This is a genomic window from Microbacterium sp. 4-7 (assembly GCF_014332665.1).
Classification (GTDB): domain Bacteria; phylum Actinomycetota; class Actinomycetes; order Actinomycetales; family Microbacteriaceae; genus Microbacterium.
The window spans coordinates 106,965-133,233 of sequence record NZ_MCRH01000007.1; the positions used below are offsets into that span (position 1 = coordinate 106,965).

Sequence of the window (26,269 nt, forward strand, 5' to 3'; positions counted from 1 at the left end):
CCGAGGCGGTTCAGTTCAGCCGACCATCGATTCGTAGATCTCCTTGCACGTGGGGCAGATCGGGAACTTCTCCGGATCACGGCCCGGCGTCCACTTCTTGCCGCACAGCGCACGCACCGGCTTACCGGTGATCGCCGATTCGAGGATCTTGTCCTTCTTGACGTAATGGGAGAAGCGCTCGTGGTCGCCCGGCTCGACATTCTCCTCGCGGAGGAGTTCTTCCAGTTCGCGATCAAGCGTTGCCACGCCGCCCTGATCGGGGCTGTCCAGCGGAGTACTCATGCCGAGAGTCTAGCCTCGGACGCACCCGGTTGGGCGGTCGTCACGCGGTCTCGACGAACTCCATCAGTCGCTCGCCCTCATGCTCGAAGATCCGCCCGCCGACGCCGACACCGATCGCGAAGAGCGCCACCCCTGTCGCGAGTCCGGCCCAGAACGTCGCGGGGGCGAACTGCGATCCCTCGAGCATCGTGAGCACGAGCAGCCAGATGGTCGGCACGCTCACGAGGATCGCTCCGAGGAACGCCGCAGCAGGACCGTACGCGCCACGCGACGTCGGCCGCTGAGGCTGCTGGAACGGGCTGTCTCCGGGACGCGACACGGCGTACGGCGCGATGACAGAGACGATGCTCGAGAAGCCGAGCGCCGACAGCAGCAGGCTGGCCCCGAGGCCGGTGAGGGGCAGAAGGAGACGCCAGTCATCGATCCAGAGCATCGTGAGAGGCACAGCGATCGCGAGCACGGGAACGGCCACGAGCATCACCGGGACGAGTCGGCCCAGACGATCGGGGATGCCGCGCACGCCGCTCGCCACGTGCGTCCACAGTGCGGTGGAGTCGTAGGCGACATCGTTGTGCGGCAGCCAGCCGAAGAACAGGGCCATCACCGGAACGGGCACGAGAGCGGCGATCTCGAGCGGCACGCCCGCGACGAGGAGTGGCAGGACGGACAGCACGCCGGCGATCGGGACCACGATGAGATTCATGATGTAGCGGCGGTCACGCAGCCAGTAGACGAGGCTGCGAGACGCGATCGCACCGAAGGCGTTCGACGGAAGCAGTCCGAACCAGCCGAGACCGGAGCGCTCGCGAGAGGCCACAGGACGCTCGGTCGTGGTGAGCAGTCTGCGAACCAGCCACGACCACACCGCCCAGAGCACCACCGCGGTGAGGAGGGCCACGATCCCGCTGATCCAGTTGCCGGCATCGTCATCCGTCGCGAACGAGAACAGGAACCTCGACGATGCGGCGAAAGGGGTGAACCCGATCGTCGCCGTCAGTGCCCCCACTGCGGCGGGGACCTGCCCGTCCCACTTGAGCGAGGCGAGGAACACGGCCACGGGGAATGCGATCACGATCACGGCCAGCGCGAAGAGGGCGGTGAGCTCGCGCGATCGACGCTCCGGCAGCAGCAGCGCGTTCACCGCCATGCCGATACGCGCCGCAAGCACCGTCGAGAACAGGCAGACGACGCTCATCAGCACCGCGATGAACCACGGCGCTCCGAGCCTGATCGCCACGATGCACACGCTGATGTTCACAGCGATGAGAGCCAGGCTGGGAACGCTGACCAGTGAGGCGAGCGCGAGGATCCATGGCATCTGCCGCTCGTCGACCCCGAACACGGCGAATCTGCGGGGATCCAGCTGATCCACGGCACCCACGAGGATGGGACCCACCAGGAATCCCAGGAGCAGTGCCGCGCTACCGAGGACGATGACCGTGCGCGCGACAGCGACGGGTGCGTCGTCGAGGCTGAGGATCGCCGCGCAGACCACACCCGTGAGAATCGCCACGACGGCGAGCATGATGAGCGTCCGTACCCGACGTTCGCCGCGGAGCGATCCGATCAGGAGCGCGGCTCTCAGTCGGAGAACGTGTGCAGCCACTCGAGCCCCTCCACCTCGCCGATGCCACCGGACAGCTCGACGAACCGCGCTTCGAGCGTCTGGCCTGCGCGGACCTCGTCGATGGTGCCCTCGGCGAGCACTTCTCCCCCGACGATGATCGCGACGCGCGAGCAGACCCGCTCGACGAGATCCATCCCGTGGCTCGAGAGCACCACCGTTCCGCCGTGCGCGACATAGGCGCGCAGAATGTCGAGGATGACCGCGGAGGACACCGGATCGACGGCCTCGAACGGCTCATCGAGCACCAGGACCCTCGGCGAGTGGATCATGGCTCCCGCGAGCATGATCTTCTTGGTCATACCGGCCGAATAGTCGGAGACGACGCGATTGAGCGCCTCTCCGAGATCGAATGCGCGCGCGAGATCGGCGACGCGCTTCTCGATGACCGCCGAGGCGAGCCCCCGCAGGAGCCCGTAGTAGTAGAGCAGCTGCCGCCCGGTGAGTCGATCGAACGTGCGGAGCCGGTCGGGCAGCACACCCATCATGCGTTTCGCGGCAAGAGGCTTCGCCGACTGATCGATGCCGCAGATCACGATGTCGCCTGCATCGGCGCGCAGCAGCCCGGCGACGATCGACAGGGTCGTCGTCTTGCCGGCGCCGTTGGGACCGACGATGCCGTAGAACGAACCTGCAGGCACCGTCAGGTCGATGCCGTTGACCGCGGTGTGATCCCCGAAGTTCTTGACGAGGCCCCGAATGCGGATGGCCTCCGCACCGGAGGCCGCCTCGACTCCGGTGACAGCCTCCTCGGTCGCGTCCGCATCGGACACCGGCTCGGAGACCTCGGATGTCGTGCTCTCGTCGGCGGATGCCGTTTCTGCAGACTCGGTGGCGTCGGCGACGTCCGCCGTCGCGTCGTCGACCGGCGTGGCGTCGTCGACCGGCGTGGCGTTGTCGACCGGCGTGGCGTCGACAACCGGTGCGGCGTCGTTCATAGGGGTCTCCTCCGCCGGAGCGGGCAGATCTGTCTTCGCCCCCTCGGCTGCAGCCTCAGGCTCGTCTCCCTGAACGTGGGCAGGAGCCGGCATCTCGATCTCGATCGCCGCTTCGCTCTCGACCTGAGCGTCCGCCTCTGCCTCGGCCTCGGCCTTGGCCTTGGCCGCAGCAGCCTTCGCGGCAGCTGTCTTCGCCGCAGCGGACTTCGCGGCCGCGGCCTTGGCCGCCGTGGTCTTCGCCGCGGAAGTGCGTGCTGCGGACTTCGCCGACGCGCTCTTCTCCACCGCAGCCTTGGCGGCGACCGTCTTCGCCGCGGCCGCCCTGGCTGCCGGAGTGGATCCCTGCGCGGCTGAGGTCTTCGCAGCAGCGGTCTTCGCCGCAGCCGTCTTCGCGGCGGTGGTCCTCGCAGCGGTGGTCTTGGCAGCAGCGGATCGCGCCGATGACGTCTTCGCCCCAGCCGCGCGGGCGGTCGTGTCGCGGGTCGCGTTCTTGGCGGCAGTCGTGCGAGCGGCGGTGGTCTTCTTCGATGCCGCCGATCGCGGAGCGCCGCTCTCGGTGGTCCGGTCGATCTTCAGCGCCGGTTCAGCGACCACCTCGACGGTGACCGCGGCCTTGTCCGCCGCAGCTTTGGAGGGAACGCGCGCTCCACCCGTCTTCTTGGCAGGCGTCGTGCGAGCGGAAGTCTTCTTCGGGGCGGCGGGCGTGGCGTCGACCGCCTGAGCAGCGGGATCGTCGGGGGAAGAAGCAGTCACCGTCCTACGGTATCAACGGGGGCAGGATTTCTTCGGGTCACCGCAACATTTCGCCGACCTGGTGAGCCCGTTGGACATTTCACTCCGGATCTGGACGAATCTGAGTGTTGGGTGTGTACTGGATCACGAATTGGCCACAGCGATGTCAACCCCCGCGGGTTCTCAGGCGGGATCGCTAGCATGGCTCTCGGCACGACGAAGTGTCCGGTCGGTGAACCGACCATGAACACATACTTCATTTAGGAGCACTCGTGACTCTTCAGACCGTCATCCTCGCAGCAGGCATGGGCTCACGCCTCGGCCGCGCGCTGCCGAAGCCGCTCACGGAGTTGAGCGACGGCCGCACGATCATGCGCCAGCAGCACGACAACATCCGCGCCGCCTTCGGATCGGACGCCCGCATCACCGCCGTCGTCGGGTACCGCGCAGAGACCATCATCGAGGCGTTCCCGAACGTCAATTACGTGCACAACGAGCGCTACGACGAGACCAACACGTCGAAGAGCCTGTTGCGCGCTCTCGGCGCCACCGGCAAGTCGGGCGTGCTCTGGATGAACGGCGACGTGGTGTTCGACCCGATGATCCTGGGCCGCGCTGCGGCCTACATCGAGCGCGACCAGTCCTTCGTCACGGTGAACACCTCCAAAGTCAGCGACGAGGAGGTGAAGTACACGGTCACGGCCGAGGGCTTCATCAACGAGCTGTCGAAGACCGTCAAGGGCGGTCTCGGTGAGGCTGTGGGCATCAACTACATCTCCTCCGCAGACAAGAAGGCGTTCATGCGCCAGTTGCAGCGCGTCGAAGACCAGGACTACTTCGAGCGCGGCCTCGAGCTCGCGATCGCCGAAGACGGCCTGCTCCTCGAGCCGATGGACGTCTCCGATCTCTACGCGGTCGAGGTCGACTTCGCCGAGGACCTCGAGCGGGCGAACCTGTTCGTCTGATCGCCTTCCACGAAAGCCCGGCCCCGTCAAGGGAGCCGGGCTTTCGGCTTTTTCGCGGCCTGGCTTCCTAGGATCGATCCATGGCCCCCAAGGTGCACAAGATCCACTCCCTCCCCGACGACGCCGCGTGGGACAGGGGGGGGCCGCCCGTCGGCTCGGCCGAGCATCCGCTGATGGTCCGCGGGCTGGACCGCGTTCTCGCAATCCAGCGCCCGCTCGTGCTGGCGCACATCCGCAGCATCCGCCTGCGCAACCCGCACGCTTCGCCCGAGCAGATCATCCGCATCCTCGAGCGGCGCTATCTCGCGGCGGTGACCACGGGCGGCGCGGCGGTCGGAGCGACCGCCGTCGTGCCGGGGATCGGCACCGGCATCACGCTCGCCCTCTCCGGAGTCGAGACGGTGGGCTTCGTCGAATCGACGGCGCTCTTCGCGCAGTCCGTCGCAGAGGTCCATGGCATCGCGGTGTCGAACCCCGACCGGGCCCGCGCGCTGGTGATGACCCTCATGCTCGGCAAGGAGGGCGTGGCCCTCGTCGGACAGCTGGCAGGCGAGGCCACCGGCCGCGGCGGCTCGAGGTCGTCGTACTGGGGCGAGATGGTGACGAAGTCGTTGCCGCGCGCTGCCGTCGGCCCCCTCGTGGATCGACTGAAGAGCATGTTCGTGAAGCAGTTCGCGGCGAAGGGCGGTGCCTCGTTCATCGGGAAGGCACTGCCGTTCGGCGTCGGCGCTGCCGTCGGAGGCGCGGGCAACCACATTCTCGGACGCCGCGTGCTGACGACGTCGCACCACGCATTCGGAGCGGCACCTCTGGACATGCCGCTCGAGCTGGAGCCCGTCGCCGGCGCAGAGAAGATGGAGCTGCGAATGCTGCACGGTGCCCAGTTCGTCGGGGGCGCCGTGGCCGGAGCGGCCGGATCGGCGGTCCGCGGCGTCGGCTGGGCGGGACGCAAGATCGCGTCGGTCGGACGTGGCCGCAACAAGGACGTCGGCGAGATCGAGCAGGCCGGCACCCACGACCTGCCGGGCACGCTCGGTGCCGAACACCGCGAGTGACGGCCGCCCTCGGGACACGCGGGGTTCACGAGAGCCGCCAAAGGATCTGACGACCCGTTGTAGCGAGCATCCAACGGACGGGGCCACCGCGACGATAGGGTGGAATCCGTGACGGACAAGCCCGAACTCTCGACCACCGCCGGCAGAATCGCAGACCTCCGCGCTCGCTACAACGAAGCCGTTGTCGACGCCGAGAAGGTCGCGCAGGAGAAGCAGCACGCCAAGGGCAAGATGACCGCCCGCGAGCGCATCGAACTGCTCGTCGACCCCGGAAGCTTCGTCGAGTTCGACGAGTACGTGCGCCATCGCACCACCGCGTTCGGCATGGATCGCAACCGGCCCTACGGCGATTCCGTCGTGACGGGTGTGGGCACGATCCACGGCCGCACGGTCGCGGTGTACTCGCAGGACTTCACCACGTTCGGCGGATCTCTCGGCGAGGTCTCCGGCGACAAGATCATCAAGATCATGGAGTTCGCGCTGTCGGGCGGTATGCCGATCATCGGCATCCTCGACTCCGGCGGAGCCCGGATCCAGGAGGGCGTGCTCGCCCTCAGCAAGTACGGCGAGATCTTCCGCCTGAACACTCGGTCGTCGGGGGTCATCCCGCAGATCTCGATCATCATGGGCCCGGCCGCCGGTGGAGCCGTCTACGGCCCCGCTCTGACGGACTTCGTGATCATGGTCGACAAGACCAGCCAGATGTTCGTGACCGGTCCGGACGTCATCAAGACGGTCACCGGCGAGGACGTCGGCATGGAGGAGCTCGGAGGAGCCCTCACGCACAACACTCGCTCGGGTGTCGCGCACTACCTCGCCGAGGACGAGGACGACGCGATCGACTACGCCCGCACGCTCCTCGGCTTCCTCCCCGACAACAACATGGCGGAGATCCCCGCGTACGAGAGCGGCTTCGAGTGGGAGACCACGGATGCCGATCGCTCTCTGAACACGATCATCCCCGACTCCCCCAATCAGCCGTACGACATCCACACGGTCATCGAGCACGTCGTCGACGCGGGAGACTTCATCGAGGTCCAGCCGCTTTTCGCGCCGAACATCGTGATCGGCTTCGGCCGGGTCGAAGGGCGCTCGGTCGGGATCATCGCCAACCAGCCGTCCCAGATGGCCGGAACGCTCAACATCGAGGCGGGTGAGAAGGCCAGCCGATTCGTGCGGTTCTGCGACGCGTTCTCGATCCCTATCGTCACGCTCGTCGACGTGCCCGGGTATCTCCCCGGTACCGATCAGGAGTGGACCGGCGTGATCCGCCGCGGCGCCAAGCTCATCTACGCCTACGCGGAAGCGACCGTGCCGCTGGTCACGGTCATCCTGCGCAAGGCCTACGGCGGCGCCTACATCGTGATGGGATCGAAGCAGCTGGGCGCCGATGTCAACCTCGCCTGGCCGACGGCGGAGATCGCCGTGATGGGCGGCCAGGGTGCGGTCAACATCCTCTACCGCGGCGAGATCAAGCGTGCCGAAGAGGCCGGCGAGGACGTCGCCGCCGTGCGCACGCGGCTCGCGAACGAGTACACCTACAGCGTGACCTCGCCGTTCCTCGCCGCCGAACGCGGCGAGATCGACGGCATCATCGAACCGGCGAACACCCGAGTCTCGATCGCCAAGGCGCTCCGAGCCCTCCGCGGGAAGCGCGCCGAGCTGCCCCCCAAGAAGCACGGGAACATCCCGCTGTGACCGAGCCCGCGACGTCGGACGAGCGCCAGCTCCCGACGATGGAGATCACCCGGGGCGTTGCGACCGAGGAGGAGCTCGCCGCTCTCATCGCCGTGGTGAGCGACGCCTACTCGCAGGAGGCGGCGGATGCCGTGGCCGAGGAGCCTCGCGTATCGGCGTGGGCCCGCACCCAGCGACCGCTGCGACGCGCACTGCGACGAGACATCCCGTGGGGCCGCTTCGCACGCTGACGCCCTCGCATCGGAGAGTCTGCGAGACCCGGAGCCCCCCAGCTACCGGGCCACGCAGACGACCCTCCGATTGATGCGGGGCCGTCGCCCCTGGCACCTGTAAACCCCAGACGGCGCATCTCTTCGATAATACATCGACTGGAGTAATCACTGAGGGCGCTTCAACCGATATACCGGTATGCGAATTGATGGCTCCGTTCAATCCTCGAGGTAGAGGTCGGATGCTCGAGGCGTGAGCACCGCGTCGAGCACGACGCAGGCGGCCCCCACGGCACCGACATCCTCTCCCACCACCGCGCTGTCGACGCGCAAGGCCCGAACCGACCTCGTCGCACTGCGACGGTTCAGCTGCTCTGGGATCTCCCGCAGATAGACCTCGGACAGAGGGGTGCAGAACGGCCCGCCGAGCACCACACGATCGACATCGAGGATGTTCGTGAGCACCGAGATCAGCACTGCGAGATGTTCGGCAGAGCGACGCAGAACGCCCAGTGCGCGGATCTCGCCCGCGGAAGCGAGCTCGCACAGACGGGCGAACCGCTCCTCCACTCCGCGCGCACCTCCGTCGTCCGGCTCATCGCGGAACACCCCGGCCGCCTCCGCCTGCTCGACGATCGCCTGCGGGGTGCATACCACTTCGACGCATCCTCGCGAGCCGCACGCGCAGGGCGGCCCGTCTGGGTCGACCATGATGTGGCCGATCTCGCCGAAGTTGTGGGTGCTGCCTGTGACCACGACCCCCTCACGCGCTGCGGCGGCCCCGAGCCCCGTGCCGAGGTAGACGAACAGGAACGAGTCCTCGGCTGTCGCGGAGCCGGTCCACAGCTCCCCCACTGCGGCGGCAGTGGTGTCCTTCTCCAGCGTGACTTCGAAGCCCGTCGCTTCTGCGAGAACGGAACGCAGCGGCACCCGATGCCATCCGTCGAGCTTCGGGGGGTCCACCACCGTGCCCTTCGCCGCGTCGAGCGGACCGGGGGCAGCGACGCCGACCCCGGCGACGAGTGCGCGATCGATGCCGGCCTCGTCGACGAGGCCATCGATCGTCTGCGCCATCGTCTCGACGATGCGGTGCGGGTCGCGGTCGTGCGTGCGCACGACTCGTCGTGCGATCACCGCACCGGACATGTTCAGCAGCACGAAGGTGATCACCGACGGGTCGAGATGCACCCCCACCGAGAAACGACTCTCCGCGACCAGGCGCAGCGTGACTCGCGGCTTGCCGGGCCCGTTGATGGTCCGCCCTGCTTCGGTGATCAGCCCCTCGTCGAGAAGGCGACGGGTGATGTTCGTGATCGTCTGCGCCGAGAGGCCGGTCGCATCGACGAGCTCGATCCGGCTGAGTCCCTCTCCGGACCGGCGGATGGCCTCGAGGATGACGGACTGGTTGAAGTCACCCATGCGGGGGAGATTGGTTCCGCGACGCATTCCCATGCCTCATCATCTCGCACCGGCGTCGATTCCGTGTCCCCCAAAATACCTACAGACAACGACTTGACTAACCATGAGACTGAGTAAGACGCTTCGCGTTCGGCTGGTCTCTCTGTCCCAGGGTAGATAGACGCAGACCGGCCACCAGCGGACGGTTTTCGGGTAACTGGTCCGCATGGCGAGGGGCTGGCGGATTCGCCGCCCCTCGCCCACTCTGTCTGACCTCGACTCTGACCCCCTCCCCCGGCCAGAGCCGAGGACAGGGGCCTCACTGGCGTGGAGCGTCTCTCGGGATCTCGTGCCACACGTCGACGGCATCGTCGTCGCTCTGCCCGCCGGCGCCGGCCCGGCCGACCACCGTCACGGCCGTGTGAGCATCCCTGGCCGCTCGGATGATCCACCGCTCCGCATCCGCATCGCGCAGCACCCGGGCGAGCTCGTCGCGGATCATCGCGCGTCGTCCCTCATCGACGTCGTCCAAGCCGCCCTCGTCGAAGACGGTGACGACGGCACCGCGGCGACGCGCGTCCTCGATCGCATCCCGCACCGCATCGTTGAGCAGATCGGCTCCCCGGAGCTCGTCGCGCAGGCGACCTTCCGCCAGACGCGCCTGCAGACGCTCCTCCTCGCTCAGCGCGCCACGCGATGCGACGGTGCGACTGAGCACCGGCCCCGCGACCGCCAGCGCGAACTGCGTGCGCAGACGACGTTCCTTCTGGCGCACCTGCTGGGTCGCGTGCCAGGCGGACACCGCCTGCTGGATGCCGGCGAGGCGCTCGGTGTCGCGGACGGCTCTGTCCCAGAAGATCACCAGGAGGTGAGCGATCGCGACCCACACGAGCGAGCCCACCAGGCCGAGGGACAGCGCCACGAAGACACCCAGATACACCGACGATGTGGCGACGAGGACGAGCACCACCAGCCAGCCGATCACGAAGCGGCGCCGGACGATGCACACCACGCCCATCAGACCGAGCGCACCGATGTACCAGGTGGCGAACGGCGCCGTGCGTGTCAGCGGATCGAGTGACAGCGTCACGAGAATCGGAATGAGGACGCTCGAGACCAGCGTCAGCAGCGCCGCCCAGAGCGGCATCCGCACCGAGATCGCCGAGTCCCAGAGGATCGCGACGTTGACGACGACGAGGTACAGCGCGATCGCCGCGACCATCAGCAGCGGCGCGGAGGGCTGCTCGATCCACCACACCCCTCTCGCGGCGAAGTACATCGCGAAGCCCACCGCGAGTGACGTCGCGACACTGCGCACCGTGCGATTCATGGCCGCTCCCAGCCCAGCGTCACGGTGGTGCCGCACTCTCTCGAATCGATCTCGGCGGTGCCCGCCACCCCGGCCATCCGTGCGAAGATCGACGCTCTGATCCCGAGGCGGTCGGCGCCGATCGCCCCGATATCGAATCCTGGGCCGGTGTCCGTGATCGTCACCGTGATCCCCTCGTCACCGCGGCCCTCGACGAGGATGTGCAGCCCGCGCCCACCCGCATGGGTGACCGCGTTGCCGAGCGCCTGTCTGGCGGCGAGCACGAGTGCTCTCGCGGCGCGCCCGGGGATCAGGCCGATCCCTCCCCGTTCCTCGACGATCGCATCCGCCCCGAGCTCGGACAGGGCACGACGGAGCTCGACGACGATCTGAGCGGCGCCCACCGGTTCGTCGCTGCCCTCCTGGGCCACCGCGGCCTCGGTGTTCGCCAGGCGGGTGAGAGCCTCCCGGGCCATCCCCACGGCGAGGTCCTGCGCCCGATCACCTTCGGCCCGTTCCGCGGCGATCAGCGCTGCGAGGACGCTGTCGTGCATGAGCGCCGACATCGCCGCACGCTCCTCCTCGGCTGCGGCGGCTGCCGCGGCCCCCGCGTACGACGCGACGGCTCGGGCCCGGGCCTCATCGACACCAGCGGCGACCGAGCGGAACATCCATCCCAACGCGATGATGACGCATCCGAGGATCAGGGTGAACGACACGTCGAACGCCGTCGTCACCCAGAAGTCTCGCGAGAAATCGCCTTCGACGAGGCGGACATAGCCGTAGACGAACGGCAGGCACACCGCCCAGACGAACTGCAGCCACAGAGGGAAGGCGAGCATCGCAGCCACGACGCCCACGTTGACGAGGAAGAAGATCCACGGCTGGTCGGCGGCTCTGCCCACAGGGTCGACCAGACTCGGCCAGGCGGCGAGCGCGAGTGTGTACACGATGGCGAACGCGCCGGACGCGGTCCTGACGCCACGTCCGATGACGCACGCGACGAGCATGACGATCAGCGGCACGAAGACCACGAGGAGCATCGTGATGCGCGCGGCATCCGATCCCGTCGTCGTGACCCCCGCGATCAGTGCCTGTGCGCCGAGAACACCCGATCCGATCGCGACGACCGTGGCGAGGATGCGCTCCATGCGTTTGCCGGTGAAGCGCTCGAACTCGGTCTCCACGCTGCCGGGCGAAGGGATCTTGCTCCATGCCTCCCGGATGCTGAGCGGGTCAGCGGCCACTCGGCGCCCCGTCTGCGGCGACGATCCCATCCTCCATCGCTCGCCGCAGAAGGTCGACCTTCGTCGGGGCCGGTCGCCCGACCTCCACGTACTTGACCCGGATCCGGGTGATGTTCTCCTTGGCGGTCGAGTACGCGACGCCGAGGCGCTCGGCCACGGCCTTCAGCGGCAGGCCGGTCGCATACAGCCGGAGCACCTCCCGCTCGCGTGTCGACAGCTGGGCGTCCGCGAAGTCGCGATCCCCGTCGACAGCGCTCGCCCACTCGACGTTGTTGAGGGCTTCGCCCTGCGCGACAGTGCGGATGGCGTCGAGCACGTCGTCCAGCGCAGAGGATTTGCTCACGACGCCGGCGGCACCGGCAGCGAGGGCCTCGCGCACGGCCGCCGGTCGATCGGCGACGCTGTGGATCACGACGCTCGCGCCGTCGGCGACGAGCGACCGGACGTTCTCGGTCACCGTGGTGCCGTCTCCGAGGGTGAGGTCGAGCACCACCACGTCGGCAGGCTGCGACGACGTCGTCGACCTCCACTCGAGGTAGGACACGACGGTGCTGCCGGAGAAGACGACGGTCTGCTCTCCGTCACGAGCGCACGCCGCCTCGAGACCGAGGCGGACGGATTCGTGATCGTCGATGAGTGCGACCCTGCTCATCCGCCCAGCCTACTGAGTACTCAGCCCCCGCAGATCACGATCACCGGGTGAGCAGCGCGACGACCTCGAAGTGATGCGAGTGCGGGAACAGGTCGAAGCCGCGCAGCGTCCCCACGTTCCACCCGTGTTCGCGGAAGGTTCCGAGGTCCCGCGCCAACGCCACAGGGTCGCAGGCGACGTAGGCGATCGCCTCGGGGGCCAGAGAGTTCAGTGCATCGACCACCGCGCGTCCGGCACCGGCACGCGGCGGATCGAGTACGACCGCTCCTGCTCGCGTGTCGGAGGGGAGACCGGCGAGATAGCGGTCGACCCGTGCTGTGACGGCATTCACGGCGAGGGGCGCGAGGTTCTGCTGCGCGTGAGTCGTCGCCCGCCTGCTGGACTCGACGGTGACGATGTCGGTGCCACCGAGGTCTGCGAGCGATGCGGCGAAGAGCCCGACTCCTCCGTAGAGGTCGAAGTGCGTCGCCTCCGGATCGACGTGCCCGTCGAGGATGCCGTAGACGGCGCCGTCGAGCACCGATGCGGCTCGCGGGTGCACCTGCCAAAATCCACCGGCGTCGACCTGGAACCGGCGATCGCCCACCTGCTCGTAGACGACTTCGGGCGCCGGGCGGCGGTGCTGCCCCCTGGCCGGTCGCTCGTCGAGGCGATCTCGTCGGATGACCCGCACCTGGCCGTCGCCCGGTTCGACCAGGTCGACGCTGCCCGCCTCGCCGCCCGCGAGACGGAGGGCCGCCTGTGCGACCGCCGGACGCGCGAGCGGGTGGGAGCTGACCGGGATCACCCGGTGGCTGCGAGCGGCGTAGGGACCGACGCGCCCCTGGTCGTCGACGTGCAGGGTCACCCGGGAGCGCCAGCCGGTTCCGGCGGTCGAGTCCACGGCCTCGATCTCGGGAGCCTCGAGACCGGGTCCGGCGAAACGATCGAGCGCCTCGGTGAGCACCTGACGCTTGAGCACGCGCTGATGCGCGAGATCGATGTGCCCCAGGTCGGCGCCCCCCGGCCGGTTCTCGGGCGCGCGGGAGACGTCGGCCTCCGCCCAGATGTGGGGGCGACGATGCGGCGAGGCGTCCAGGACCTCGACCGTCTCGGCACGCCAGAAGCTCTTGGACTCACCCGTGGAGTCCTCGGTGAGCCGCGCTCGGACCCGCTCACCGGGGATGGCGTCGGAGACGAAGACGACCCGGCCTTCGTGTCGGGCGATGAACGTGCCGCCGTGCGCGATGCCGGTGATGTCCAGATCGAGCAGGACTGGGGAGGAAGTCATCCTTCGAGGATACGGTGGTGAACATGCGCGTCTGCCTGGCCTCCACCTCTCCCGCCCGCCTCATGCTGCTGCGTCAGGCGGGTATCGAGCCTCTGACCCAGTCGCCGGGAGTGGATGAGGATGCGGTCGCCGCCGCTGCCGCGGCCGAACGGGGCGCGGAGCTGACACCGGCGGACCTCGTGCTCCTGCTCGCCCGGGCGAAGGCGGCGGACGTCGCGCAGCGCCTCTCTGCGGACGGCGAGTTCGACGGCATCGTGATCGGCGGAGACTCGATGTTCGAACTCGGCGGGCGCGTGTACGGCAAGCCCTACACGCCCGAGGAGGCGACCAGACGCTGGCAGGAGATGCGCGGGGCCACCGGCATCCTGCACTCGGGGCACTCGGTCTTCCGTGTCTCGCCGGGCACCGACCCGGTCGAGGCCACCGCCACGGCCGAGGCTTCGGTGACCTTCGCCGATGACGTCACGGATGCCGAGATCGCCGCCTACGTCGCCTCGGGTGAGCCCCTGCTCGTCGCCGGTGCGTTCACGGTCGACAGTCTGGGCGGCGCCTTCATCACCCGCGTCGACGGCGACCCGTCGACGGTGGTCGGGATGTCGCTGTCGACCGTGCGCCGCCTCGCCGCCGATCTCGGCGTCACGTGGACCGACCTCTGGTCGTAGAGTCTCGTCGACGTTTCTGCCTCTTTCTTGTGGAGAGTCGTCAAAGCGAACGGGAGCCTTCTCGCTAGGCTGGCAAGCATGCCTGATATCGCCAAGGTGCTCATCGCCAACCGCGGCGAGATCGCCGTCCGCATCATCCGTGCCGCTCGCGACTCGGGGATCGCCTCCGTCGCCGTGTACGCCGACCAGGACCGCGACGCTCTGCACACCCGCCTCGCCGACGAGGCCTATGCCCTCGGCGGCGCCACGAGCGCCGAGACCTACCTGCAGATCGAGAAGATCCTCTCGGTCGCCCGCCGCGCCGGCGCCGACGCCGTGCACCCCGGGTACGGCTTCCTCGCCGAGAACGCCGAATTCGCCCGCGCCGTCATCGGTGCGGGGATGACCTGGATCGGGCCTTCCCCCGACGCCATCGAGGCGCTCGGCGACAAGGTCACCGCCCGCCACGTCGCCGAGAAGGTCGGCGCACCGCTCGCTCCCGGAACGCCGGGGCCCGTCTCCGGAGCCGACGAGGTCGTCGCCTTCGCGAAGGAGTTCGGTCTGCCGATCGCGATCAAAGCCGCGTACGGCGGCGGAGGTCGCGGTCTGAAGGTCGCCCGCGAGCTCGACGAGGTCGCGGAGCTCTTCGAATCCGCCACCCGCGAGGCGGTCACCGCCTTCGGACGCGGCGAGTGCTTCGTCGAGAAGTACCTCGACAAGCCGCGGCACGTCGAGACCCAGTGCCTGGCGGATGCCGAGGGCAACGTCGTCGTCATCTCGACGCGCGACTGCTCGCTGCAGCGCCGCCACCAGAAGCTCGTCGAGGAGGCACCCGCGCCGTTCCTCACGGACGAGCAGAACGACCTGCTCTATTCCGCGTCGAAGGCCATCCTCAAGGAGGTCGGCTACGTGGGCGCAGGCACCTGCGAGTTCCTGATCGGCGCCGACGGCACCGTCTCGTTCCTCGAGGTCAACACCCGTCTGCAGGTCGAGCACCCCGTCTCCGAGGAGGTCACCGGCATCGACCTGGTGCGCGAGCAGTTCCGCATCGCCGCCGGCGGCACGATCGACTACGACGACCCGAAGCCGACCGGACACTCGATCGAGTTCCGCATCAACGGCGAGGACCCCGGTCGAGGGTTCCTCCCGCAGCCGGGTCCGATCCACGTCTTCAAGACCTTCGGCGGACCCGGCATCCGCCTCGACTCCGGCGTCACCGCGGGCGACTCGGTCTCGGGCGCCTTCGACTCGCTGCTCGCGAAGATCATCGTCACCGGCAAGGACCGCGCCGAGGCCCTGGAGCGCTCGCGCCGCGCCCTCGAGGAGTTCGAGGTCGCGGGCCTGCCCACCGTGCTCCCGTTCCACCGCAAGGTCGTGAACGACCCCGCGTTCACCGCGGAGAACGGCGAGTTCGGCATCTTCACCCGCTGGATCGAGACCGAGTTCGAGAACGACATCCCCGCCTGGGACGGCGAGCTCGAGTCGCCCTCCGCCGGCGAGAACCGGCACACCGTCGTGGTCGAGGTCGGCGGCAAGCGCCTCGAGGTCAGCCTTCCCGATCGCGTCGCGGTGGCGGCCGGCACCGCAGGACGACCGGCCGCAGTTCCGCCGTCCCGCCGCAGCCACGCGACCTCGGTCAGCGCCGGCGCATCGGGAGACGCCGTCAAGTCGCCGATGCAGGCCACCGTCGTCAAGGTCGCCGTCGAAGAGGGGCAGCAGGTCGTCAAGGGCGATCTGGTCGTCGTCCTCGAGGCGATGAAGATGGAGCAGCCGCTGCAGGCTCACAAGGATGGCACGATCGGCAACATCGGCGCCGTCGCCGGTGCGACGGTCTCGGCCGGACACCAGCTGCTCACGATCAGCTGACCGCCCTCGCACACGAGAAAGGCGCCCCGCTGCTGCGGGGCGCCTTTCTCGTCTGATCCGCGCCGGGGCGATCTACGAGATGTTCGCGTTGACGAGGTGCATCGCCCTGCTCGCGTCGGTGATGCTGCTCGACAGCGACGGGTAAGCCGCGAAGACGCGGGAGACCTGGTCGACCGTCAGACGACGCTCCACGGCGACCGCGATCGGGTAGATCAGCTCGGAGGCCTTGGGCGCGACGATCACGCCGCCGATCACGGTGCCGGACCCCTTGCGTGCGATCAGCTTCACGAAACCGTCCTTGATGCCCATCATCTTGGCCCGAGGGTTCGCGGCGAGGGGCAGCTTGTAGACGAGGCCGTCCGCGACGCCGTCTTCGACGTCCTTCTCGGAATAGCCGACCGTGGCGATCTCGGGCGCCGTGAAGATGTTGGAGGTGATCTTGATCAGCTCCAGAGGGATCACGATGTCGCCCAGCGCGTGGAACACGGCCGTGCGGCCCTGCATCGACGCGACGGAGGCGAGTGGGAAGAAGTTCGTGCAGTCGCCGACGGCGTAGACGTTGGGCACAGAGGTGCGCGCGACGCGGTTCACCCGCACGTGCCCGGTCTCGTCGAGCTCGACTCCCGCGTCTTCGAGACCGATGCCAGCGGTGTTCGGGATCGAGCCGACCGCCATGAGGCAGTGGCTCCCCTCGACCGTGCGGCCGTCGGAGAGCGTCGCGCGCACGCCGTCCTCGGTGACCTCGACCTTCTCGGCGCGGGCCTTGGAGAGCACCGTCATCCCGCCGCGCTTGAAGACCTTCTCGAGAACGTGCGCGGCATCCTGGTCCTCACCCGGCAGCACCTGCTCGCGGCTGGAGATCAGCGTGACCTTGGCGCCGAGGTTCATGTAGGCGGACGCGAACTCGGCGCCCGTCACACCGGAGCCGACCACGATCAGGTGCTCGGGAAGCGCCTTCATGTCGTACAGCTGCGTCCAAGTGAGGATCCGCTTGCCGTCGGGCTTGGCCGAATCCAGCTCGCGCGGCGACGCGCCCACCGCCACGATGATCGTGTCGGCCTCGACGCGGTCGAAGTCGGTGCCCTTCTGCCCGGTCGAGACCACGATCGCCGTCGGTCCCTCCAGACGGCCGTGGCCGGACAGGATGCGCACGCCGGCCTCGAGCAGCGTCGTGCGCATGTCCTCGGACTGCTGGCCCGCGAGCGCGATCAGACGTTTGTTCACCGCGGCGAGGTTGATGGCGATCTCGGGCTTGAGCGGCTTGCCGTGCTCGCCCTTGGCGTAGAACTGCACTCCGAGGTCGGAGGCCTCCGAGATCGCGACCGCGGCATCCGCCGTGGCGATCAGGCTCTTCGAGGGGACGACATCGGTGAGCACTGCCGCTCCTCCCACGCCCACACGCTCGACCAGGGTCACCTCGGCTCCGAGCTGAGCGGCCGCGAGGGCCGCCTCATAACCGCCGGGACCGCCGCCGAGGACGGCGACGCGCTGTGTGCGCTCAAAAGGGGTGGAAGACATGATCTCCATTCTTCCGCAATCCTGGCCACGGAGCCTGCACCTTCCTAGAGTGGATCCATGTCTGAAACACACAGCAACCCCCTCGACGACCCGAATGCGAACCCGTTCGAGGTCGCAGCCGACGCAGCCGCCGACATCGCGCGCCTGACCGGAGTCGAGAAGCACGACATCGCCCTGACCCTCGGCAGCGGCTGGGGCAAGGCCGCCGACATCATCGGCGAGACCACGGCGACCATCCCCGCCACCGAGGTCACCGGCTTCTCGAAGCCCGCTCTCGAGGGCCACGTGGGCACCCTGCGCAGCATCCGCACTCCCGATGGCAAGAACGTCCTCGTCATCGGTGCCCGCACCCACTACTACGAGGGCCACGGCGTGCGCCGTGTCGTGCACTCGGTGCGCACCGCCGCGGCCACGGGCGCCAAGATCATGGTGCTGACGAACGGCGCCGGCGGAGTGCGCGAGACCTGGACCCCCGGCCAGCCCGTGCTGATCAGCGACCACATCAACCTCACGGCGGACTCCCCTCTCGAGGGCGCGACGTTCATCGACCTGACCGACCTCTATTCGACACGTCTGCGCGACATCGCCCGGAGCGTCGACCCCACTCTCGACGAGGGCGTGTACACGCAGTTCCGCGGCCCGCACTACGAGACGCCGGCCGAGGTGCAGATGGCCAAGCACATCGGCGGACACATCGTGGGAATGTCGACAGCGCTCGAGGCGATCGCCGCTCGCGAGGCCGGTATGGAGATCCTCGGGTTCTCGCTCATCACCAACCTCGCCGCCGGCATCCAGAAGACGCCGCTCAGCCACGCTGAGGTCATCGAGGCCGGTCGAGAGGCCGAACCGGTCATCTCGGCGCTGCTGGCCCGAGTGGTCGAGGCGCTGTGAACGACGAGCGTCTCGCGCAGGCGCGCGCGTGGATGAGACAGGACCCCGATCACGAGACCCGCGACGAGCTGGCCGTGGTCATCACGCGGGCAGCCGATGGCGACGAGTCGGCCGCCGCCGACCTCGATGATCGCTTCAGCACCCGACTCGCGTTCGGCACCGCCGGTCTCCGCGGAGCCCTGGGGGCCGGCAGCAACCGCATGAACCGCGTGCTCGTCGCGCAGGCGGCCGCCGGGTTCGCCTCGTACCTGCGCGAGAAGTCGCACGGCCGCACGCCGACCGTGGTGATCGGCTATGACGGACGCCGCAACTCCCGCGTGTTCGCGACCGACTCCGCCGAGCTGTTCGCCGGAGCAGGGCTGCGCGCGATCCTGCTGCCGAGACTGCTGCCCACGCCCGTGCTCGCGTTCGCGGTGCGTCACCTGGGCGCGGATGCCGGTGTCATGGTGACCGCGTCGCACAACCCGCCGAACGACAACGGATACAAGGTCTATCTGGGCGGCGCCGATCAGGGCTCGCAGATCGTCGCACCCGCCGATGCCGAGATCGCCGCGCACATCCAGCGGGTCGCCGATGCGGACGACGTCACGTCGTCGCCTCGCTCCACCGACTATGAGACGGCCGGCGAAGCCGTGGTCGACGCGTACGTCGCCGCGACAGCGGCGGTCGCTCCCGCACCAGCCGGCGCGTCCGATCTGCGCTGGGTCTACACCGCTATGCACGGGGTCGGCTGGGAGACGCTGTCGAAGATCGTCGCGGCCGCCGGATACCCTCAGCCGATGGTCGTCGGAGAGCAGCTCGAACCCGACGCGACGTTCCGCACCGTGTCGTTCCCCAACCCGGAGGAGCCGGGGGCGATGGACCTGTCCTTCGCCCGGGCCCGCCGCGTGCAGGCGGACTTCATCATCGCCAATGATCCGGATGCCGACCGACTCGCCGTGGCGATCCCGGATGCGTCGTCGGAGGGCGGATGGCGGCGACTCACCGGCAACGAGGTCGGGCTCCTCCTGGGCGCTCGCGCCGCCAGGGCCGCCGAGGGCACGCCGGGTGCATCGCTCGCGTGCTCCCTGGTCTCATCGCCCGGCCTCGGCGCCGTCGCCGCCCATCACGGGCTCGACTTCCACGAGACGCTCACGGGCTTCAAATGGATCTCCCGCGCCCCCGGCATCGTCTTCGGCTTCGAGGAGGCACTCGGCTACCTCGTGAATCCCGAGACCGTGCGCGACAAGGACGGCATCTCGGCGACCGTCGCGATCCTCGGACTCGCCGCCGAGGCGCACGAGCGCGGACGCTCTCTCGCCGACCTGCTGTCCGAGCTCGGTGACACGTACGGTCACTTCGCCAGCGGTCAGGTGTCGGTCCGCGTGCAGGACCTCTCGGTCATCGGCACCGTGATGCTCTCGCTGCGCACGCTGCCGCCGACGCACTTCGGCAGCCACGCGATCGCCTCCGCGGAGGATCTGCTGCACGCCGACGCAGGGCAGCCCTCGGGCGACGTGCTGCGGTATCGGCTCACGGACGGCTCGCGCATCATCGTCCGTCCGAGCGGCACCGAGCCGAAGCTCAAGGTCTACATCGACGCGGCCGCGGACTCCGCAGAGCGCGCCACCGCGACCGTCGCCGAGCTCGAGGCCGCGGTGCGCCTGCTCCTGGAAGAACGCTCGTAGGCCGCATGCCGAGAAGACATGTCGTGATCAGCGCGCACAACGGGGTGCACGCGCGCCCCGTCGCCGAGCTCGTGCGGCTCGTGCAGGCGCATTCGCACGCGGTGACCCTGCGGACGTCGTCGGGCGCGGTCGTGGACCTCAGCAGCGTTCTCGCGCTGATGGACCTCGCGCTCGCGCCCGGCGATGCCGTGGTGCTCGAGACGGCGGACTCGGCCGGCGCCGACGCCGTGCTCGACACCCTCGCCGGCGTCCTCGACCCTCAGGGCTGACCCGGCCGTCACCCGTCGATGACGGCGACGAGCTCGTCGAGGAACGCCTCGAAGGTGGTGCCCCGGCGGAGGATTCGCTGCACGCTCTCCCGTTCGCTGAACACCTCGACGAGCTGCTCGAACACCGTCTGGAACGCGGCGCGGTCGCTCTCGCTGAAGGCGGCGAGAGCGACCACCTGCACGCGGCCCTCACCCCACGCTGCCGACCCGTCCGTCACGCCGATCGCGATCGCGGTGCGCGTGGCGGTCATCTGGAGCGCGTGCGGCACCGCGAGCGCGTCTGTGAACGCCGTCGACGACATCCGTTCGCGGAGGATGGTGTTCTCGACGTAGTCGTCGCCGATCAGCCCCGCATCCACGAGGAGACCGCCCAGTCGCCGGATGATCGCCTCCTCCCCCGCATCGGGCAGCGGATAGACGAAGGCGTCGGCATCGAAGTATCGTGCGAGCTCGCCACGGAGCCTGGTGAGGCGTCGGCCCCGCCGGACGCGTGCCGCGGCCTGCTGGATCCGGTCGACATCGGCATCCGTGAGGAACGGCTGGATGCGGACGAAGCGATCGCCGGCAGCGCCCGGCTCGATCGTGCTGAGCACCAGGTCGGTGTCGAACGACGCCCAGTCCGGGTCGACCTTGGTGATGACGCTGGTCACCTCGATCGCGGACCCGAGCGAGCGGTCGACGCTCGATCGGAGCAGCTCGTGCAGCTCGTAATACCCGGGGCACACGATGGTCGCGGTGAGGATCGACTCGGCCTTGCGGCTGCGCTCGAGTCGTCCGCCGACGTGCATCGCGATGTAGGCGATCTCGTCGTCGTGGATCGGCGTGCCGAGGCGATCGTGCAGTCCGCTGGCGATCGAGACCGCGACCTCGAAGATCATCGGATACGAGGTCTTGAGCGAGCGGGTGAGCGGATTGCGGGTCAGCGCGCTCTCCTCGGCGCGACGCATCAGGTTCTGCACGTGCAGGGCGAGGCGCAGCACGAAGGTCTCGTCGACCAGGTCGACTTGGAAATCCTCCGCCGCCCTCGCGATCTCCGCACGCACGGCCGCCTCGACACCCGGGTCCACGCCGCTGCGGGCGACATCGCCCGCAGCGTCCTCCCCCGGAGCCACGATGCGCGTGAGGACGAGGGACGCGAGATGCCCGCTGTCCCCGTCGCCCAGCGCGACCGAGAAGTGCTGCTGGGCGAGCCGGGCGATCACAGCCCCGACCCGCGGGATCTCCTCCCGCGCACCGGCAGGACCGGCTTCGAGCGCGTGGCCGGCCGCAACCCTCTCGGCGGCGATCGCGATGTGCAGAAGAACATCGGAGATCGCGAGCTCGTTGACGTAGTAGCCCTGTTCTCCAAGTTCGCGCACGAGCTCGGACTTGAACGGCCCGACGGCGTCGGCGGCGATGACTCCTCCGGCGAGCGCTCGGCGGAACGTCTCGGGGTGGAACGACGCGGCATCCATCTCGTCATGTGCGAGTCGCGACAGCAGACGACGCTGTGCCGCCTCGTTGCCTCGCAGTCGCACGATCTCGCGGTCTCTCTCGAGTGCGAGATCGGTGCCGTCGAGCAGTGTGCGGACGCGGGCGAGGTCCGCCTCGAGAGTGGCTTCGCTCACATGGAGCGCACTGGCCGTGGCGAAGACGTCGACCCCGTCCGGCACATCGAGCAGGGTGCGTACGAGACCGTGCAGTCGGTCACGCGGGGCGGAGTCGCCGCTCTGCCGCGCGCGCAGTGCGTCGCGAGCCCCCGACCCGGCGCGGTATCCCGCCGGGCCCGACTCGACGGCGTCCGCTCCACCGGTTCTCGCGTTCAGCGCGGCGACGTACGAGCGGATGCTGCGCGGGGTGACCCCGAGCTGATCGGCGAGACTGGCGGCCGTCACCCACTCGCCCTGACGGAGCAGGGACGACAGGAGCTGATCCTGACGCTGTCGCGACATGATGCTCCCTCCTCCGTGCCGACCGCACTGTCCTGACGTGACTTCCATGATGTCAGCAAGCGGGGGGCGGTGCTCCGAAACCGAGGTTCCGCAGGGGCGGAAAGGAACCTGTTGGCGAGCACACCCCCCTTGTTCCCAGACTGTTCTCAGGAAAGGTGAGCATCGATGAAGATCCTCGTGGTGTGCGGCGCTGGCGCGTCGAGCACGTTCGTCGCGCAACGACTCCGCCGGGCGGCTTCCGAAGCCGGCCTCGACTGGGACGCCGCAGCCGGCATGGAGCAGTCCGTCGCCGGCAGCGACCACGACCTCATCCTCATCGGCCCTCATCTCGCCGATCGCCTCGAGGCGATCCGCCAGGCGGCGCCCGCTCAGGTGGCCGTGCTCCCCGACGACGTCTTCGCCGATCGGGACGGCACCCGCACGCTGGCACTCGCACAGTCGATCGTCTCCAGCGCCAGGAACACCCCGAAAGGAACATCATGACCGTCTCTCGCACCGTCCGCATCGGCTCATCCCATGGACTCCACGCCCGTCCGGCGAAGCTGTTCGCACAGGCGGCGAAGGACTCGGGGATTCCCGTGACCATCGCGAAGGACTCGGGGAAGGCGGTCAACGCGGCCAGCATCCTCGGCGTGATCGCACTGGCGATCGAGCACGGCGACTACGTCACGCTGACGGCCGACGGCGACAGCGCGGAAGGCGTGCTCGACACGCTCACCGAGCTGCTCACGACCGACCATGATCAGGACGCCGGAGTATGAGCGAACTGCGTGGAGTCGGCATCGGTCTCGGAGTCGCCCAGGGCGTCGTCGTCCGGATGACCGAGGCGCTGCCCGCCCCGGAGAACACCCCCAGCGGTCAGGGAGCCGACACGGAGCGCACACGTGTCCGCGAGGCCGTGACGGCCGTCGCACAGGAGCTGACGGCCCGCGGCGAGGCCGCCGGCGGCTCGGCCCAGGAGGTGCTCGAGGCGCAGGCGATGATCGCCGAGGACCCGACGCTGCAGGACGAGGTCGACGCACGCATCGACGACGGCGCGACGGCCGAATGGGCCGTGCATGACGCGTTCGCCGGTTTCCGGGCGACGCTCGAGGCCGTCGGGGGCTACCTCGGCGAGCGCGCCGCCGATCTCGACGACATCGCGCAGCGGGTGCTCGCCCGACTTCGCGGCGTGGATGCGCCAGGGGTCCCCGACCCCGGGCATCCCTTCGTCCTCGTCGCTCGCGACCTCGCCCCGGCCGACACCGCGCTGCTGAACCTCGATCAGGTGCTCGCCCTCGTCACCTTCGACGGCGGACCCACCTCGCACACCGCGATCCTCGCCCGCGAGAAGGGCATCGTCGCGATCGTCGGAGCGGCATCAGCCTCGGAGCTCGCGACCGGCAGCCCGGTCATCGTCGACGCCGCAGCCGGAATCGTCACCGTCGATCCGACCGACGACGAGAAGGCGCGCGCCGAGCAGCGCGCCGCCGCCCGCCGCTCGGCGGATGCCGCACCACTCACTCCCGGCGCCCTCGCCGACGGCACGCCGATCCCGCTGCTGGCGAACCTGGGGAAGCCTGCAGACGCATCCGATGCCGTCGAACGCGGGGCCGAGGGCGTCGGGCTGTTCCGCACCGAGTTCCTGTTCCTGTCGTCGGCGCAGGCGCCGACGGTGCAGCAGCAGCGAGAGTCCTATCGGGAGCTGCTCGCGGCCTTCCCCGGCAAGAAGGTCGTCGTGAGGATGCTGGATGCCGGCGCCGACAAGCCGCTGGCGTTCCTCAACGACGCGCACGAGGAGAACCCGGCCCTGGGCCTGCGGGGGCTGCGTGCTCTGCGGGCGAGCGAGGACATCCTGCGCGAGCAGCTGACGGCCCTCGCCGAAGCGGATGCCGCGACCGAGGCGGACCTCTGGGTCATGGCGCCGATGGTGGCGACCGTCGAGGAGACGCAGTACTTCACCTCGCTCGCCCGGGAGTACGGCCTGAAGACCGCCGGTGTCATGGTCGAGATCCCGTCCAGTGCGCTGCTCGCCGACCGGATCCTCGCGCACGCCGACTTCGCCTCGATCGGCACGAACGACCTCACGCAGTACACGATGGCCGCCGACCGTCTGCTCGGCTCCGTCGCGGCGTTCCAGGATCCGTGGCACCCCGCCGTGCTCCGTCTCATCCGTGAGGTCGGCACGGCAGGTGCCCGGCTCGGCAAGCCGGTCGGGATCTGCGGTGAGGCCGCCGCCGATCCGATGCTCGCCGTCGTGCTCGTCGGGCTCGGCGCAACGAGCCTCTCCATGGCGCCGTCCGCCCTGGCGGACGTGCGTCACACCCTGTCGCAGCACACTCTCGACGAAGCCCGCAACTTCGCCGAACTCGCACTGGCGGCGGACGACGCCGCCGGTGCTCGCCTCGCCGTGGCTGACGCCGCGGCACCCCTCCCCCCTCACCAGAAAGAGACGACATCATGACGACGACGTCACCCGCCGCCACGAAGGCAGGCGGCCTCCGAACGGGCGTGCAGCGCTTCGGCACGTTCCTCTCGGGCATGATCATGCCCAACATCGCCGCGTTCATCGCGTGGGGATTCATCACGATGCTCTTCATCCCGGCCGGATTCTTCGGGTCCGAGAGCCCGTTCGGCTGGCACTGGGCCGGTGTCGCCGAGACCATCGGCGGCGGCGGCGATTCCGCAGTGGTCGGCTGGCAGGGCGCCATGACCGCGGTGGCCGAAGGCGCCGACGGCAACATCTTCGCGTACGTGGGCCTCGTCGGACCGATGGTCACGTACCTGCTGCCGCTCCTCATCGCCAACACCGCGGGCCGCATGGTCTATGGCGAGCGCGGTGGAGTCGTCGCGACGATCGCGACGATGGGTGTCATCGTCGGCACCAACATCCCGATGTTCCTCGGCGCGATGATCATGGGGCCGCTCGCGGCCTGGATCACCAAGCAGATGGACCGGATGTGGGACGGCAAGATCCGCCCCGGCTTCGAGATGCTGGTGAACAACTTCTCGGCCGGCATCCTGGGCATGATCCTCGCGATCGTGGGATTCTTCGCCTTCGGTCCCGTGATGCTCGGCATCAGCGCGGTTCTCGGCGGTGCCGTCGACTGGCTGGTCGCGCTGAACCTGCTGCCCCTCGTGTCGATCATCGTGGAGCCCGCGAAGGTGCTGTTCCTGAACAACGCCATCAACCACGGCGTGTTCACTCCGCTCGGCATCGAGCAGGCGGCCGAGACCGGCAAGTCGATCCTCTTCCTGATCGAGGCGAACCCCGGTCCGGGCCTCGGTCTGCTGCTCGCGTTCTCGTTCTTCGGCGTCGGTGCGGCCAAGGCGTCTGCGCCCGGTGCGGCGATCATCCAGTTCTTCGGCGGCATCCACGAGATCTACTTCCCGTACGCGCTGAGCAAGCCGACCACCATCCTCGCCCTGATCGCGGGTGGCGCGGCCGGTGTCACGACCAACATGGTGCTCGGAGGCGGCCTGGCGTTCCCGGCAGCCCCCGGCAGCATCATCGCCGTGACCGCGGCCGCCGTCGGCCCCGGCGTCCCGAACCTGCTCGTGGTCTACCTCTCGGTGATCATCGCCGCGGTCGTCACGTTCCTCATCACCGGCGTCATCCTGCGGGCCTCCCGCAAGCGCGACCTCGAGGCCGAAGGCGACAGCTTCGGCGACGCGATCGCACAGACCGAGGCGAACAAGGGCAAGTCGTCCGCCGCGATGGACGCCCTTCGCGCCTCGTCGGGTACGGGAGCTGCCGGAGCAGCCGCTGCGGCTGGCACGGGCGTCGCCACGGACCGTCGCATCGAGAACATCGTGTTCGCCTGCGACGCCGGAATGGGATCGTCGGCCATGGGCGCGAGCGTGCTGCGCAACAAGTTCAAGAAGGCGGGGGTCGAGGGCGTCACCGTCACGAACCAGGCCATCGCGAACCTCGACGGCAGCGCCGACCTGGTCATCACCCAGCAGCAGCTGACCGACCGGGCGAAGGCGCAGTCGCCGAACTCGGTGCATGTGTCCGTCGACAACTTCATGAACTCTCCGAAGTACGAAGAGGTCGTCGAGATGGTGCGCGAACAGCGCGACACCGACGCGTGACAGACCAGGCGGGGCGGGTGCTGCGGCATCCGC

General features: G+C 68.9%; 23 protein-coding genes. 13 read left to right on the forward strand and 10 right to left on the reverse strand.

Annotated features, from left to right (window positions below; all coding sequences use genetic code 11):
* Nucleotides 1-15 precede the first annotated feature (15 nt).
* Genes BEP68_RS15125 through BEP68_RS18405 form a run of 3 tightly spaced genes read right to left on the reverse strand, consistent with a single transcriptional unit; the run spans nucleotide 16 to nucleotide 3,597 of the window.
* Nucleotides 16-282, reverse strand: a complete 267-nt coding sequence (locus BEP68_RS15125) for a DUF3039 domain-containing protein (protein WP_053096965.1) — start codon at nucleotides 280-282, stop codon at nucleotides 16-18.
* A 40-nt stretch (nucleotides 283-322) separates the two neighbouring features.
* Nucleotides 323-1,888 (reverse strand): hypothetical protein, encoded by a 1,566-nt coding sequence (locus BEP68_RS15130; RefSeq protein WP_053096967.1) that lies wholly within the window; start codon nucleotides 1,886-1,888, stop codon nucleotides 323-325.
* Complete coding sequence (locus BEP68_RS18405; RefSeq protein WP_315985320.1) at nucleotides 1,864-3,597, reverse strand: ABC transporter ATP-binding protein; 1,734 nt, start codon at nucleotides 3,595-3,597, stop codon at nucleotides 1,864-1,866. The genes BEP68_RS15130 and BEP68_RS18405 overlap by 25 nt, the downstream gene beginning before the upstream one ends.
* Before the next feature lie 251 nt (nucleotides 3,598-3,848).
* On the opposite strand from BEP68_RS18405, the gene BEP68_RS15140 reads away from it, so the two are divergent.
* From BEP68_RS15140 to BEP68_RS15155, 4 genes are all read left to right on the forward strand, one after another.
* Complete coding sequence (locus BEP68_RS15140) at nucleotides 3,849-4,541, forward strand: NTP transferase domain-containing protein (protein ID WP_053096968.1); 693 nt, start codon at nucleotides 3,849-3,851, stop codon at nucleotides 4,539-4,541.
* 80 nt (nucleotides 4,542-4,621) lie between these two features.
* Nucleotides 4,622-5,596 (forward strand): hypothetical protein, encoded by a 975-nt coding sequence (locus BEP68_RS15145; RefSeq protein ID WP_187250486.1) that lies wholly within the window; start codon nucleotides 4,622-4,624, stop codon nucleotides 5,594-5,596.
* A gap of 108 nt (nucleotides 5,597-5,704) precedes the next feature.
* A complete protein-coding gene (locus tag BEP68_RS15150) occupies nucleotides 5,705-7,294 on the forward strand; it encodes an acyl-CoA carboxylase subunit beta (RefSeq protein WP_372984169.1) in 1,590 nt (529 codons plus the stop codon).
* Complete coding sequence (locus tag BEP68_RS15155) at nucleotides 7,291-7,524, forward strand: acyl-CoA carboxylase subunit epsilon (RefSeq protein ID WP_308418038.1); 234 nt, start codon at nucleotides 7,291-7,293, stop codon at nucleotides 7,522-7,524. The genes BEP68_RS15150 and BEP68_RS15155 overlap by 4 nt, the downstream gene beginning before the upstream one ends.
* A gap of 198 nt (nucleotides 7,525-7,722) precedes the next feature.
* Here BEP68_RS15155 and BEP68_RS15160 read toward each other — a convergent pair whose 3' ends face one another.
* The 5 genes from BEP68_RS15160 to BEP68_RS15180 form a co-directional block, all read right to left on the reverse strand.
* The gene (locus BEP68_RS15160; protein ID WP_187250487.1) at nucleotides 7,723-8,922 is read right to left on the reverse strand and encodes an ROK family transcriptional regulator; all 1,200 of its coding nucleotides are present in this window, start codon (nucleotides 8,920-8,922) and stop codon (nucleotides 7,723-7,725) included.
* A 298-nt stretch (nucleotides 8,923-9,220) separates the two neighbouring features.
* On the reverse strand, nucleotides 9,221-10,231 hold the full coding sequence (locus BEP68_RS15165) for a hypothetical protein (RefSeq protein ID WP_053096976.1): 1,011 nt from the start codon (nucleotides 10,229-10,231) through the stop codon (nucleotides 9,221-9,223).
* The gene (locus BEP68_RS15170) at nucleotides 10,228-11,457 is read right to left on the reverse strand and encodes an ATP-binding protein (RefSeq protein WP_056280093.1); all 1,230 of its coding nucleotides are present in this window, start codon (nucleotides 11,455-11,457) and stop codon (nucleotides 10,228-10,230) included. Before BEP68_RS15170 ends, BEP68_RS15165 begins: the two co-directional genes overlap by 4 nt.
* Nucleotides 11,447-12,109: a response regulator transcription factor gene (locus BEP68_RS15175; RefSeq protein WP_053096978.1), complete on the reverse strand. Its 663-nt coding sequence runs from the start codon at nucleotides 12,107-12,109 to the stop codon at nucleotides 11,447-11,449. The genes BEP68_RS15170 and BEP68_RS15175 overlap by 11 nt, the downstream gene beginning before the upstream one ends.
* A gap of 40 nt (nucleotides 12,110-12,149) precedes the next feature.
* Nucleotides 12,150-13,379 (reverse strand): class I SAM-dependent RNA methyltransferase, encoded by a 1,230-nt coding sequence (locus BEP68_RS15180; RefSeq protein ID WP_187250488.1) that lies wholly within the window; start codon nucleotides 13,377-13,379, stop codon nucleotides 12,150-12,152.
* Between the two features lie 23 nt (nucleotides 13,380-13,402).
* Between BEP68_RS15180 and BEP68_RS15185 the strand changes: the two genes are divergently transcribed.
* Nucleotides 13,403-14,041, forward strand: a complete 639-nt coding sequence (locus BEP68_RS15185; protein WP_053099183.1) for a Maf family protein — start codon at nucleotides 13,403-13,405, stop codon at nucleotides 14,039-14,041.
* Between the two features lie 78 nt (nucleotides 14,042-14,119).
* On the forward strand, nucleotides 14,120-15,886 hold the full coding sequence (locus BEP68_RS15190) for an acetyl/propionyl/methylcrotonyl-CoA carboxylase subunit alpha (protein ID WP_056280083.1): 1,767 nt from the start codon (nucleotides 14,120-14,122) through the stop codon (nucleotides 15,884-15,886).
* A gap of 72 nt (nucleotides 15,887-15,958) precedes the next feature.
* Here BEP68_RS15190 and BEP68_RS15195 read toward each other — a convergent pair whose 3' ends face one another.
* Nucleotides 15,959-17,413: an NAD(P)H-quinone dehydrogenase gene (locus BEP68_RS15195; RefSeq protein ID WP_171821928.1), complete on the reverse strand. Its 1,455-nt coding sequence runs from the start codon at nucleotides 17,411-17,413 to the stop codon at nucleotides 15,959-15,961.
* Nucleotides 17,414-17,461: 48 nt separating this feature from the next.
* Between BEP68_RS15195 and BEP68_RS15200 the strand changes: the two genes are divergently transcribed.
* The 3 genes from BEP68_RS15200 to BEP68_RS15210 are packed head-to-tail and all read left to right on the forward strand — an operon-like array spanning nucleotide 17,462 to nucleotide 20,231.
* Nucleotides 17,462-18,295, forward strand: a complete 834-nt coding sequence (locus tag BEP68_RS15200; protein ID WP_053096984.1) for a purine-nucleoside phosphorylase — start codon at nucleotides 17,462-17,464, stop codon at nucleotides 18,293-18,295.
* Between the two features lie 32 nt (nucleotides 18,296-18,327).
* Complete coding sequence (locus BEP68_RS15205) at nucleotides 18,328-19,962, forward strand: phospho-sugar mutase (RefSeq protein ID WP_187250489.1); 1,635 nt, start codon at nucleotides 18,328-18,330, stop codon at nucleotides 19,960-19,962.
* A 5-nt stretch (nucleotides 19,963-19,967) separates the two neighbouring features.
* Complete coding sequence (locus BEP68_RS15210; RefSeq protein WP_082297852.1) at nucleotides 19,968-20,231, forward strand: HPr family phosphocarrier protein; 264 nt, start codon at nucleotides 19,968-19,970, stop codon at nucleotides 20,229-20,231.
* An 8-nt stretch (nucleotides 20,232-20,239) separates the two neighbouring features.
* On the opposite strand, the gene BEP68_RS15215 is transcribed toward BEP68_RS15210, so the two are convergent.
* The gene (locus BEP68_RS15215) at nucleotides 20,240-22,162 is read right to left on the reverse strand and encodes a BglG family transcription antiterminator (RefSeq protein WP_187250490.1); all 1,923 of its coding nucleotides are present in this window, start codon (nucleotides 22,160-22,162) and stop codon (nucleotides 20,240-20,242) included.
* Nucleotides 22,163-22,327: 165 nt separating this feature from the next.
* Between BEP68_RS15215 and BEP68_RS15220 the strand changes: the two genes are divergently transcribed.
* From BEP68_RS15220 to BEP68_RS15235, 4 genes are read left to right on the forward strand one after another with little or no spacing between them, the layout of a single operon-like run.
* Nucleotides 22,328-22,645: a PTS sugar transporter subunit IIB gene (locus tag BEP68_RS15220; protein ID WP_053096993.1), complete on the forward strand. Its 318-nt coding sequence runs from the start codon at nucleotides 22,328-22,330 to the stop codon at nucleotides 22,643-22,645.
* Nucleotides 22,642-22,923, forward strand: coding sequence for an HPr family phosphocarrier protein (locus tag BEP68_RS15225; RefSeq protein ID WP_053096995.1), 282 nt, complete (start codon nucleotides 22,642-22,644; stop codon nucleotides 22,921-22,923). The genes BEP68_RS15220 and BEP68_RS15225 overlap by 4 nt, the downstream gene beginning before the upstream one ends.
* Nucleotides 22,920-24,605, forward strand: coding sequence for a phosphoenolpyruvate--protein phosphotransferase (ptsP, locus tag BEP68_RS15230; RefSeq protein WP_072591533.1), 1,686 nt, complete (start codon nucleotides 22,920-22,922; stop codon nucleotides 24,603-24,605). Before BEP68_RS15225 ends, ptsP begins: the two co-directional genes overlap by 4 nt.
* Nucleotides 24,602-26,236, forward strand: a complete 1,635-nt coding sequence (locus BEP68_RS15235) for a PTS mannitol transporter subunit IICB (protein WP_053096997.1) — start codon at nucleotides 24,602-24,604, stop codon at nucleotides 26,234-26,236. The genes ptsP and BEP68_RS15235 overlap by 4 nt, the downstream gene beginning before the upstream one ends.
* Nucleotides 26,237-26,269: the final 33 nt, after the last annotated feature.